The sequence below is a fragment of the Hyunsoonleella aquatilis genome (genome assembly GCF_014270105.1).
Taxonomy (GTDB): Bacteria; Bacteroidota; Bacteroidia; order Flavobacteriales; family Flavobacteriaceae; genus Jejuia; species Jejuia aquatilis.
In genome coordinates, this window is the sequence record NZ_JACNMF010000001.1 from 1,183,218 (window position 1) to 1,196,449 (window position 13,232).

Consider the following 13,232-nt stretch of genomic DNA (forward strand, 5'->3'; position numbering starts at 1 on the left):
ACTTTGTTCTTTAGTCTCTTTCAGCAGTCAACTCCGCAATCTTACAAATCACCTCGGTAGCTTTTATCATGCTTTCCACGGGAACGTATTCGTAACGCCCATGAAAGTTATGCCCTCCTGCAAAAATATTAGGGCAGGGCAAGCCCATGTAACTCAATTGCGAGCCATCCGTACCGCCTCGTATGGCCTTAATTAATGGTTCAATACCCACCTGTTTCATGGCTTCTTCGGCGATGTCCACAATATGCATTACAGGTTCAATCTTCTCACGCATGTTAAAGTATTGGTCCTTAATTTCAGTTGCAATCACTTCACGGCCGTATTGGGAATTGAGCTCGTTCGTCAGTTTTTGCATCACCTCTTTTCGGGCTTCAAAATGGCCTTTATCATGGTCGCGGATAATATATTGCAAGGTGGTTTCCTCCACATCCCCATTAATGTCGTGCAAATGAAAAAAGCCTTGGTAGCCCTCAGTATGTTCGGGAGTTTCCATGCGGGGCAAGGAATTGATAAACTCTGTGGCGATATACATGGAATTAATCATTTTACCTTTAGCATAACCAGGGTGCACAATTTTTCCTTTCACCTTTACCACGGCACTGGCGGCATTAAAGTTTTCGTATTCCAATTCGCCAATTTGGCTACCATCCATTGTGTAGGCCCAGTCCGCCCCAAACTTTTCAACGTCAAATTTATGGGCACCACGGCCAATTTCCTCGTCGGGGGTAAAGCCCACTCGAATTTTTCCATGTTTAATTTCAGGGTGCTGGATTAAATATTCCATGGCCGAAACGATTTCACAAATACCAGCTTTATCATCTGCTCCCAAAAGGGTAGTGCCATCCGTAGTAATAAGGGTTTGACCGATATAGAGTTTTAAATCTTCGAAATAGTCGGGAGACAACACAATATTTTCTTCTTTATTTAAAAGAATTTCACCGCCGTGGTAATTCTCAAAGATTTGTGGTTTTACATTTGCTCCGGTAAAATCCGGCGAAGTATCGAAATGCGAAATAAAACCTATTGTCGGTACCTCATGCTCAACGTTGCTAGGAAGCGTAGCCGTCACATAGGCATTATCATCAATGGTAACATCGCTCATGCCAATAGCTTTTAGCTCCTCAGACAACATATTCGCCAAATCCCATTGCTTTGCGGTACTAGGTGTAGTTTCGGATGTCGGGTCAGATTCTGTGTCAATAGTGACGTAACTGACAAATCGCTTTATAATGTGTTCCTTGGAAATCATTGTAATCTTTTGAAGTTTTTCGAGGTGAAATTGTGGCTTTTAAGTTGATACAATGTATGAAAATTGCTGTGAAAATGATGTCCTGTCACCGATTTTTTATTTACAGGATTTCAACTTATTTTTGCATGAACAAGTCTTAATTTTTTGTGTTTAACCGAAAATGAGATAAAATTTGAACAGATGAGGCACTTTTTGAAGAATATAGGATGGCTACATTCAAAGAAAGTAACGAAATATGGTCGAATTTTAGCCAATTTTTAGGGAATAGAAAAAGTTAAGATTAGTTCAAACAATAAATTTGATGTACAAAGCGCTTCTCCGCCCAATATTTTTTACGTTCGACCCCGAAAAAATTCATCATTTTACCTTTTCACTTATTAAATTTACTTCTAAAATCCCTGGTTTCCCAGCATTATTCAGAAGTCTTTACTTGATTGAGGATAAACATTTGGAGCGGGAAGTGTTTGGTTTGAAATTCAAAAACCCAGTAGGACTTGCTGCCGGTTTTGATAAAAATGCTTTATTATATAACCAACTGGCCAATTTTGGTTTTGGTTTTATTGAAATAGGTACGGTAACTCCCAAAGGTCAGCCAGGTAACCCTAAAAAAAGATTATTCCGGTTGAAAGATGATAAGGGTATAATCAACAGGATGGGCTTTAATAATGAAGGACTGGAAGCGGCCATTGCCCAACTTAAAAAAAATAAGTGCAGATTGATTATCGGTGGGAACATCGGTAAAAACACGGCCACTCAGCCAGAGGATTATACGAGTGATTATCTAGAGTGCTTTAACGCCCTGCACCCCTATGTAGACTATTTTGTACTTAACGTGAGTTGCCCCAATGTTGGGAGCCATGCCAAACTGAACGACAAAGATTATTTAGAAGAGCTGATTGGTGCAGTTCAAAAAGCGAATAAAACATTTGAGATACAAAAACCAATTCTTTTAAAAATAGCACCAGATTTAAACAATGATCAACTTGATGAAATTGTGGAGCTTGTAAAAGACACCAATCTCGACGGTGTGATAGCCAGCAATACCTCTACGGACAGAACAGGATTAAAAGCTTCTGAAGCCCAATTGGAAGCCATCGGAAACGGAGGGCTTAGTGGGCAGCCCATTAAAGTCAAAAGTACGAGGGTGATACAATATCTTTCAGAAAAGAGTAAAAAAGCGTTTCCAATTATTGGGGTAGGGGGTATACATTCCGCCGAAGACGCTCTTGAAAAAATTGATGCAGGGGCAGATTTAGTTCAAATCTACACGGGTTTTATCTATGAAGGACCAAGTTTGATTAAGCGCATCAACAAAGCACTTTTAGAGAGAAAAAAATAATCTACTTCACAATTTTCTTCAAAACCTGAGTTTTCCCATCGGAAATAGACAACAAATAAGTGCCACTGGAAAGTGTACTGACATTAATAGGTCGGTCGGTCACTGTACCTCTTAAAAACTCCTGGCCCATTAAATTCGAAATTCTGTAGGTAGAAACGGTTTCAGGGTCATGGTTTTTAATGTAAAGAATATTATCTCTTGCTGGAACGGGGTAAACTGTGTACAATTCATCCGAAATTGGTACATAAATCGTTCTCAAAGAAATATTGTCAATGGCAATATCTCCATCCCAACTCGAGCCCCTTACAGCCCTAAAACGAATTTTTAAGGTTTGATTGGTGTATGAGGCCAAATTGACAATCCCAGTTTTAAAAGGGTCGTCAGAGCTTACTTGTTGACTTCCATTCAGAGCAGGGATGATATCGTTAATATAACCATCCTTGGTAAATAGATCCACATGGAATTCCCCAACGTGATTGCCAAACATGTGATAGTCAAAAGCGATTTCGCTATTGGCGTATTCCACATTAAAGCAAGGGGAAATATATGTAGCCACAGCACCAGGTTCGGCCCCTGAAGCCTCAGCGTAAATATAGGTGTTCAAGCTACCATCTACTTTTTTAGAGTTTTTGGGGCCAGTACCTTTAGAATGGGAAACGCCACGACTGATAAGCCAGTTGTAGCCTTTGCCCGATGTGTTATTGGCCGTCCAGCCATGTTCGCTAGGCAATTCAAATTCATCAAAATCCTCATTGATGGAGAAATCGTCCTGCATGCCCACCTGTATGAATTGATGGAACGTCTTACTTAATGTTTTTGAACTTTTGGAAGCCGACTTCCCGTAGGGTGGTATAGTGGTAACAGTAAGCGTCACGTCATAATTTCCAGTAGTGAAAGTATGACTCGGGTTTTGGTCGGTGTAGTCCACCACACCATCGCTATCCACATCCCATTCCCAAGATATTGCACCTTCACTCAAATCTGTAAAGTTTACGGTAAGCTCGTCTTCGCAGGTGCTAAAAACATCTGCAGTGATATTTACGTTTTCGGTTGGGCATGACAGATACGTTCTGGCAGCTTTATAGAAAGCATAAATGCGCGCCAACTGTTGAGGTGAAAAATGTGTTTTACATGAAGAGCGTGAATAGGACATAATGTTTCCGGTATCCGGAGTAAATTTGTCGCCATTAGCATCTATAATGTCTCCTGTATATTCACAACTTGAATCTACATTGTGAATGCTCAATTTAGGGTCTGCAGGAGTGTCGCATATCATATCCCCATCCGTATCGCAGTTACTGCCGTTTACAAGTTCGGTAGTTAATACTTTATTGTCAGGGCCATGGGTATGCATTAAAGAAAAGAAATGCCCCATTTCATGTGCTAGGGATGAACCGTTATTCGCACAGATATTGTTCATTACTATCACATCGATATCGCCATAAGTATTGGAATAGCCACATAAACTATTCCCTGGAGTAATTTCAACGGAATTGGTAAAATAAATGTTTATGACACCAGGCGTAAAGTGCTCTTCAGTCAGCGTATCTTCATTATCCTTTTCGTAGTTGTAGTAAAACGCATCGTCATTGATGTAATTGATGCCATCACAAAGGAAAAATTCCAAATAGGCTTCCGCATAAAGTACATTCAAATCATTGATAGCCTCATTCAAACTTGAAAGGCTTAATCCACCGTTACCATCCGATGGCCTAATAATATGTGCTTTTACAGGAACTGAATTTAATGGTACTCCGAAACCTTTGCTGTGCTTAGCTTGAGCCTTAAGAGAGGCGAACTCATTTTCAAATGAATTAATCTGCGCTTTATAAGAATTTAAAATTGAAATAGATTCTGAAGAAGTATCCGTTCCGCAAGAAGAACCGTCCAAATGTTGGGCATGCAAAGTTGATATCGATGAGAAAAACATCATCAATACCATCAGGATACTCAATTTAAGGTTAAACTTCATTGGGGCGCAAGTTTGACCCAAATGTACCCCGATGCTTTATCGATTAACAAAAAAAAACGTTAATCGTATTTTTTTATCGATAATGTGAAGTTATCTTACAATTAATTTTTGGGTTTTGCTGAAACCAGCCTCGTTTTGAAGTTTTAAAACATAAATTCCTGATGCTAAATCGGATATGTCAATGTCTAAATTGTTGATATTGTTTTCAATTGGAACTGATCTACTCAATTTCCCTAAAACGGAGTAAATTTCAACATGTTTTAGGTTTGTGTTTTGCAGATTTCTAAGCCTAAGGTTGTCGCTCACTGGGTTAGGAAAAATACTGATACCATCCAATTCAGAAACTTCATCATTGCTTAAAACAGATTGTAGTTCAATTTCGATGGTAGCAACTTTCGCAGAATTAAAAGGAGCCACACCTTGGGCACTGGTAATATTGTCGTTGGTGTCATTATTAGACAATGAATAACCGGTGCCATCTTCCGTGCCGGCATCATATGGGAAAAGATCCATTGTAATCGATGTTTCCCAAGTGCTTCCGTTTCTTAAGTTTAAACCATTTATCGCAATGAACCAGTCTGGACTGGGAGCAATCATAGAAAGCATGGTGAGCAATGGGTAATCTTCACTAACTTCGAGACCTGTGTATATAATAGTATTCGTGGGTTCATTAAGAAACAAATCTCCGGCGTTGAAAAACCTCTCGGCATTATTGGCATCCCGTGCATCTTGGACATCATTATCTCTGAAGTGATTCCAATTTCCTAATTCCGCAATATTCTCCACGCCTGTGGAGGCAGAGGTACCAATTTGAACAAAAGTTACATTGTTGTTGTGGTTTACGCCTACCAAATCAGACCAATGGGCGATATTGCTGGCCGGGAAAGAGGTGCCAATACTATGATCGGTAGCGTTCCAAAAATTAGTAAAAGTAATATTATAAGTAGCCACACTTTGGCCAAAAGAAAGCACACAGGTTAAAAAAGATAAAAGAAAAGTAATTTTTTTCATAGCGAGTTTTTTTGAAAGATTGATTAATAAAGATTAAGGTCGCCATATTAAAGAAAACCTTACAGTCCTAAAAAAATAATAGTATTTTTATCCACCTTTATTTTAAAAGATGTCAAAACCTATTAAAATTATTGAATGCCCTCGTGATGCGATGCAGGGGATAAGGCAATTTATTCCCACGGCAAAGAAGGTGCAGTACATTCAATCCTTACTCCGTGTAGGTTTCGATACTATTGATTTTGGGAGTTTTGTATCGCCCAAAGCCATTCCCCAAATGGTGGATACGGCTGCCGTTTTATCCCAATTGGATTTAAGTAAAACTACCAGTAAGCTCTTGGCTATTATCGCCAATGTAAGGGGCGCTAATGATGCCAGTAAACATCCTGAAATAGATTATTTGGGGTACCCATTTTCCATTTCTGAAAATTTCCAAATGAGGAATACCCATAAAACCATTGCGCAATCAGTGGACATTCTTTCGGAAATATTAGAAATAGCCGATGGTTCCAAAAAAGAAGTGGTAGTTTATATTTCAATGGGTTTTGGAAATCCTTACGGTGATCCTTGGAATGTTGAAATAGTAGGGGAGTGGACCGAAAAACTGGCTGGCATGGGGGTGAAAATATTATCGCTTAGCGATACCGTTGGCACTTCAAACCCAGAAAGTATTTCCTATTTGTTTTCAAATTTAATCCCTATGTATCCTAAAATTGAATTTGGAGCCCATCTGCATACCACGCCATCCACCTGGTTTGAAAAAGTGGACGCGGCGCATAAAGCGGGTTGTCATAGGTTTGATGGAGCTGTTCAAGGCTTTGGTGGATGCCCAATGGCGAAGGATGAATTAACGGGAAATATGCCCACTGAAAAATTATTATCCTATTTTACTTCACTCCAAAAAAACAATTTGAATGCCCTTAGTTTTGAAAGTGCCTATAATGAGGCTTCAAAGATTTTTAACCATTATCATTAAGACTAGCTACTGTGCCTAAATGTTAAATTTTCAATTTTAACATTTTGTAATCTATTGATAAATAGAGAAATGTATCAGTAGCTTATTCTTTATTTAAAATTAATCTAAATAAACTTTGCGTAAGAAAGAATAGGTATTATTTTTGTCCTCGAAATTCTATTTATAATCAGTCTAAATAAAAACAAATACCAAATCCAAATCATGAAAAAATTACTAATAGCGTTAATAGTTTCATCTACTTTTTTTCAATCTTGCGATAATGAGGATGATGTTACAGGGCCAGATACTGTCAACGCACCAGCAACATATGACTTTACCCGAAATGGCAATTCTACAGTGGATTTTAACGGACAAACCACTCGACTTTTAATGGGAGAGGAATTCATTACGGGGTTAATGGATCCTGCAAAAACGGAAACCCAATTGGATGGAATGTTTACCAATGTGGGCGGATATTTTTCCGATTCTGATTTAAACGACTCGAGTAAAAGTATTAGGAGTAAAACCGCAGCTTCAGCAGACTTCTTTTCCGCAAACACTACCGATGCCAATGCGATTAAAGCAGAATTTGATAGTTGGATTAAAGCTCAAGTAGATGAGGTGTTCCCTAATTGGAATGTTGATGCAACCGAAGGAGTGGCAGGTAAACTTCAGGAAGGTGGTGGAAGCACTACAAGATACATCAATGCCAAAGGTTTGGAATACAATCAGGCTATAAATAAAGGGCTAATAGGAGCATTAACTGTGGACCAAGCTCTTAACAATTATTTGAGCACAACTGTTTTGGACGCAGGTACAAATATTGCCGATAATGATACTGATACAGTTGCGGATGGAAAATCTTACACGAATATGGAACATAAATGGGACGAAGCATACGGTTACGTATTTGGTTTGAATGCCAACCCTGCCAAACCAAATGACGATCTCGGAGCGGATAGTTTTCTAAACAAATATATCGGCCGTGTCGAAAATGATCCAGATTTTGCTGGAATCGCTGATGACATTTACCAAGCGTTCAAATTAGGAAGAGCGGCCATCGTTGCCAAAAACTATACGATTCGTGATGAGCAGGCCGAAATAATTAAGGAAAAAATTTCCGAGATTATTGGAATCAGAGCGGTGTATTATTTGCAACAGGGTAAGCTGAATTTGGGAAGCGACAATGCTGTGGCTTTTCATGATCTATCTGAGGGTTTTGGATTTATTTATAGCCTTCAGTTTACCAGAAAACCAGGTGCAAATGCCCCGTATTTTATTAAGGCCGAGGTAGATGGATTTATAGCAACGTTGACTGCAGGGAATGGCTTTTGGGATATTACCGCCGAAGCTTTGGACACCATGTCAGATACAATTGCTTCTAAATTCAACTTTACGGTTGCGGAGGCAGCAAGTTCAAACTAAAAATGAGTTAGTTATTATTTTCAAAAAAGTAATTGCTGTATTGTTTAAATACAGCAGTTGCTTTTTAGTAATTTTGCAAAAATTTTTTCAGATGGAATTGAAAATCATAAGAACATTTATTTTGGGTGTTTTGTTTATCGGCTTAGTAGTAGCCTGTAGTTCATCTTCAGACGATGGCCCAACAGGACCTTCGGACACCTTTGATAGAGGAGCATTGCTCACAAATTTGGCGGATAACATCATTATTCCCGCTTTTGAGGATTTAAATACCAATTTGGGGGCTTTAAAAACTTCAAAAGAGGCTTTTGTTGCTTCGCCAAATCAGAACAATTTGGATGCCTTAAGAACATCGTGGTTATCGGCATATAAATCTTGGCAATTTGTTGAAATGTTCAATATCGGGAAGGCTGAAGAAATTGCCTTTGGTTTTCAGATGAATGTGTATCCAACCAATACAGAGGATATTGAGAATAACATAGCTAATGGCACTTACGATTTAACACATGTTAATAACAACGACGCTGTTGGGTTTCCTACGGTGGATTATTTGCTATATGGGGTGGCCGGTGACGATACGGCAATTTTAGCGAAGTATAACGATGCAAAATACATCACTTACCTTTCGGATGTTATCGATCAAATGAAATCTTTAACAGAAACGGTGTTGAACGATTGGAAAGGCTCTTATAGAAATGCATTTATTTCTCAAACAGGAAATACAACTACAAGTGCTCTAAATAAATTGACCAACGATTTCGTCTTTTATTTTGAAAAAGGATTAAGGGCCAATAAAATTGGTATTCCGGCAGGAAATTTTTCTGCTACGCCATTACCGGAAAAAGTTGAGGCCTTTTACGCAAAATCCATTTCAAAAGAATTGGCTTTAGAGGCTTTAGAGGCCGTGCAGGATTTTTTTAATGGGAACGCCTTTTCAAATGGGGCTTCCGGTGAAAGTTTTAAATCTTATCTGGTACATGTGGAACGCAATGATTTGGCTACTTTGATCAATTCGAGATTGAATGACGCGGAACAAAAGATACAGGCACTGAATGCTGATTTTACATCACAGATTAATTCAGATAATACCAAAATGACCCAAGCTTATGATGCACTACAAATGGTAGTGGTTTCCTTAAAGGTGGACATGCTCCAGGCCTTTAATATCAGTGTGGATTATGTCGATGCAGATGGCGATTAGAATCAAACAATAAACATTAAGAAGGTTGTCAACAAAAAGACAACCTTTTTTATTCCTGCAAGGTTTTTGAAACCTTGTAGGTTTGATAGGAAATGTGAAATAGAGATGCTCAACTTAAAAACATATCTCAACCAAAACACACATGCGGCCCCACTAGCCGTATTCCGACTGGCATTTGGCATCATGATGTGTTTAAGTATTGTGCGCTTTTGGTACAACGGTTGGATTGAAACACTTTACCTCGAACCTAAATTTCACTTTTCCTATTATGGTTTTGAGTGGGTAAAACCTTTTGGGGGCTATACTTATCTGTTATTCATCATTTGCGGATTATCCGCATTGCTTGTGGCTTTAGGCTTAAAATACAGAATAGCCATCATCACTTTCTTTTTAAGCTTTACTTATATTGAATTGATGGATAAAACCACCTATCTGAACCATTATTACTTCATCAGTCTGCTCAGTTTTTTAATGATTTTTTTACCGGCCAATGCATATTTTTCTGTTGATAATATCCTTAGAAAAAAGAGTTACTCTCAGGTGCCTAAATGGACAATTGACAGTGTAAAATTACTATTGGGCATCGTTTATTTTTATGCTGGATTGGCAAAAATAAATAGTGATTGGTTGTTCAGGGCACAACCTTTAAAAATATGGTTGCCTTCAAAATACGATTTGCCTTTTATTGGTGAAATATTAATGCACCAAAACTGGTTCCATTTTGCGATGAGTTGGATCGGGATGCTTTATGATTTGGCTATTCCTTTTTTATTGTTGTATCGAAAAACACGTCTGTTTGCTTTTGCATTAGTAGTGTTTTTCCATGTATTTACCCGTGTTTTATTTCCAATCGGGATGTTTCCGTTTATTATGATTGTGTCCACATTAATCTTTTTTGATGCTGGTTTTCATCAAAGAATAATCAAGGGGATAAGTAAAATTTTAAGTGCGTTGTCACTTCAAATGAATTTGAGAAGTCTCATCACAAAAAAGGAAAACTACAATTATCAATTTAGAAAGCCTATACTTTGGTTGTTGACGGTATTTTTCATCATCCAGCTCGCATTCCCTTTTAGATATTTGCTTTATCCAGGAGAGCTGTTCTGGACAGAAGAAGGCTACCGCTTTTCATGGCGGGTGATGCTTATTGAAAAAATGGGGATATCAACCTTTAAAATTGTCGATGGGCAAACAGGTGAATTCTTCTATGTAAGCAATTCTGATTTCCTGACCTCATTTCAGGAAAAACAGATGAGTTTTCAACCGGATTTTATTCTCGAATACGCTCACTACCTCGGCAATCATTTTGCGTCACAAGGCCATAAAAATGTTCAAGTTTTTGTGGAAAGTTTTGTGGCATTAAATGGACGTTTAAGTATGCCATATATTGATAAAACCGTAGATTTGTACGCCGAAAAAGAATCGTTTAAACCCAAACGCTGGATATTACCTTTTCAAGATGACATTAAAGGATTGTAAACTGATTATAGCACTGCTATTCGGCATTGCCATTTATGCCCAAAATGCCGTAAGCGGTACCGTCACGTTCTCTGGGAATGGCAAACCATTGGAAGGTGTAAGCGTTTACGATAAGGATTCCGGTTTTTTGACGGTTACCGATGCTACGGGAAAGTTTGAGTTTGAAACCGCAAAAGTTAATATGGCTTTGGTGTTCTTTTCTTCGGAATATGAAATTATTGAGGTGAATATCATTACGTCGGAAGCGCGGGATTTGAAAATTGTGTTGCAAGATTTAACCACGGAATTATCCGAAGTAATCATCAACGCTCGCAGACAGCTTATTTTCGATTTAAAACGATTGAACGACGTTGAGGAAACCGCCATTTACGCCGGGAAGAAAACGGAGGTAGTTTTAGTGGAGCAGACCATGGCCAATTTGGCCTCCAACAATGCCCGTCAAATTTATAGTCAAGTGGCAGGACTTAATATCTATCAAAATGACGATGCGGGTTTGCAGCTTAATATTGGAGGCAGGGGATTGGACCCAAATAGAACTGCGAATTTCAACACGCGTCAAAATGGGTACGACATCAGTGCTGATGTTTTGGGGTATCCGGAAAGTTATTACACTCCGGCATCCGAGGCTTTGGAGGAAATACAGATTATCCGGGGAGCTGCATCTCTGCAATACGGTACCCAGTTTGGTGGGTTGATTAATTTTAAACTGAAATCCCCAAACCCCAACAAGGCTTTGGAGCTTATTACAAGAAATACCCTAGGGAGTTTTGGGTTGTACACCAATTTCACTAGTGTTAGCGGTACAAAAAATAAATGGAGCTATTACACCTACTTCAATTATAAAAAAGGGGACGGGTTTCGACCAAATTCCGAGTTTGAATCCAAAAATGTGTTTGCACATTTGGGGTATCAATTTTCGGAGCGTACCTCTATAACTGGTGAGGTGACTTACCTGAATTATTTGGCTCAGCAGGCAGGAGGTTTAACGGATACCATGTTTGATGCAGACCCATTTCAAAGCAATAGAACTCGAAATTGGTTTGAAGTAGATTGGTTGCTGTATAATTTAAAGTTTGCGCATAAGTTCTCGGAAAAGACCAACTTCACTTTAAACTTTTTTGGGCTGGATGCGTCCAGAAAGGCTGTTGGATTTAGAGGGGACCCCTTTCCGTCGGGCTTAAATAAAAACCCGGTTTTGGAGGAGGATACTGTGGACTCCAACGGTAATTATGTCTTCAATCGAGATGTTCTAATTGGGGAATTCAGTAATTGGGGGGTTGAAGGGCGTTTGCTGACCAAATACAAACTTCTGGGTAAAAACGCGGTATTTTTAATTGGTAGCAAATACTATAACGCCGATAATGGTGCCCAGCAAGGTGCAGGGAATATTGGCACGGATGCCAACTTTTCAATTTTCAACACTGAAAACCCAGATTATCCAAATGAATCGAATTTTGAATTTCCTAACCGGAATTTGGCCATTTTTGGTGAAAACATTTTTAGGCTTTCAGAAACATTTTCGATAACTCCCGGTTTTCGGATTGAGAACATTAAAACCGAAAGTAAAGGCACCTATTTTCAAAAAAATTATGACAACGCCAATAACCTAATCTTTTCAGAAGAATTGCCAGATGATAGGACGTTTGACCGTTCATTCCTTTTATTGGGCATTGGTGCAAGCTATAAACCCAATTCATTTTTGGAGCTTTATGGTAACGTTTCGCAAAATTACCGCTCGGTAACATTTAGTGATATTCGTTCGGTAAGCCCAACATTTATTATTGATGAAAATATCACGGATGAAGAGGGGTTTACAGTGGATTTTGGCCTCAGGGGTAAATTCAAAACCTCGGTGTCTTATGATATTGGGGTTTTTGGAGTGAGCTATAACAAAAGAATCGGCGATATTTTGGATAATAGGGCCAATAGGGTACGGACCAATGTGGGTGATGCTTTTATTTATGGAGTTGAAAGTTTTATAGATTGGAACGTGTTGGATTTGTTTCAAAACTCCTCCCAATACAAACTGAAATTGGGTGTCAATTTAGCCTACATCGAATCCGAATACACCCAATCTATCCGAAATGGGGTTGAGGGCAATCAGGTGGAGTTTATTCCAAAAGTCAATTTAAAAACCATGTTACGTTTTGGCTATAAAAATTTGTTGGGAAGCATTCAATATTCTTATTTATCAGAACAATATACCGATGCTTTTGGCTCCCAAAAAGCACCAGTTGGCGCATTAAGGGAAGGCGTAATCGGCGAAATCCCAGAATACGATATTCTGGATGTATCGTTGTCCTATAGCTATAGAAACTTCAAGTTGGAAACCGGCATCAACAACCTTTTGGATAACAGCTATTTCACCAGAAGAGCAACTGGATATCCAGGACCGGGCATTATTCCTTCCGCACCACGAAATTGGTACACTACCTTACAGATTAAATTTTAGTTTTTTTATGGTGCGCCCTTTTGGGGCCGGGCTTTCCGCTAAAAGTTTTGGCTTCCCGCTAAGGCGGGACCAAAAACTACCGCTACTCCCGATAGCTAATCGGACCTTACGTGGCCCATTCCACATGGGGCAATTACTAGTCCAAACAGCAAGTT

The 13,232-nt window shown here is 38.9% G+C and carries 9 protein-coding genes; 6 read left to right on the forward strand and 3 right to left on the reverse strand.

The features are described 5' to 3' along the window. Window positions 1-10 precede the first annotated feature (10 nt). Window positions 11-1,249: a peptidase T gene (pepT, locus tag H7U19_RS05270; protein ID WP_186559702.1), complete on the reverse strand. Its 1,239-nt coding sequence runs from the start codon at window positions 1,247-1,249 to the stop codon at window positions 11-13. Window positions 1,250-1,550: 301 nt separating this feature from the next. Here pepT and H7U19_RS05275 point away from each other — a divergent pair, with 301 nt between their 5' ends. After that, a complete protein-coding gene (locus H7U19_RS05275; RefSeq protein WP_186559704.1) occupies window positions 1,551-2,588 on the forward strand; it encodes a quinone-dependent dihydroorotate dehydrogenase in 1,038 nt (345 codons plus the stop codon). Window position 2,589: 1 nt separating this feature from the next. On the opposite strand, the gene H7U19_RS05280 is transcribed toward H7U19_RS05275, so the two are convergent. Continuing rightward, the gene (locus tag H7U19_RS05280; protein WP_186559705.1) at window positions 2,590-4,560 is read right to left on the reverse strand and encodes a T9SS-dependent choice-of-anchor J family protein; all 1,971 of its coding nucleotides are present in this window, start codon (window positions 4,558-4,560) and stop codon (window positions 2,590-2,592) included. Between the two features lie 90 nt (window positions 4,561-4,650). Next, entirely contained in the window at window positions 4,651-5,571 is a 921-nt protein-coding gene (locus H7U19_RS05285) for a T9SS type A sorting domain-containing protein (protein ID WP_186559706.1), read from the reverse strand. A 109-nt stretch (window positions 5,572-5,680) separates the two neighbouring features. On the opposite strand from H7U19_RS05285, the gene H7U19_RS05290 reads away from it, so the two are divergent. The 5 genes from H7U19_RS05290 (at window position 5,681) to H7U19_RS05310 (ending at window position 13,077) form a co-directional block, all read left to right on the forward strand. Beyond that, complete coding sequence (locus H7U19_RS05290) at window positions 5,681-6,544, forward strand: hydroxymethylglutaryl-CoA lyase (RefSeq protein ID WP_186559708.1); 864 nt, start codon at window positions 5,681-5,683, stop codon at window positions 6,542-6,544. Between the two features lie 201 nt (window positions 6,545-6,745). Next, window positions 6,746-7,948, forward strand: a complete 1,203-nt coding sequence (locus H7U19_RS05295) for a DUF4856 domain-containing protein (RefSeq protein ID WP_186559710.1) — start codon at window positions 6,746-6,748, stop codon at window positions 7,946-7,948. 91 nt (window positions 7,949-8,039) lie between these two features. After that, window positions 8,040-9,146 (forward strand): imelysin family protein, encoded by a 1,107-nt coding sequence (locus H7U19_RS05300; protein WP_186559712.1) that lies wholly within the window; start codon window positions 8,040-8,042, stop codon window positions 9,144-9,146. 105 nt (window positions 9,147-9,251) lie between these two features. Then, on the forward strand, window positions 9,252-10,625 hold the full coding sequence (locus H7U19_RS05305) for an HTTM domain-containing protein (RefSeq protein ID WP_186559714.1): 1,374 nt from the start codon (window positions 9,252-9,254) through the stop codon (window positions 10,623-10,625). Next, a complete protein-coding gene (locus tag H7U19_RS05310) occupies window positions 10,606-13,077 on the forward strand; it encodes a TonB-dependent receptor (protein ID WP_186559716.1) in 2,472 nt (823 codons plus the stop codon). Before H7U19_RS05305 ends, H7U19_RS05310 begins: the two co-directional genes overlap by 20 nt. Window positions 13,078-13,232 lie beyond the last annotated feature (155 nt).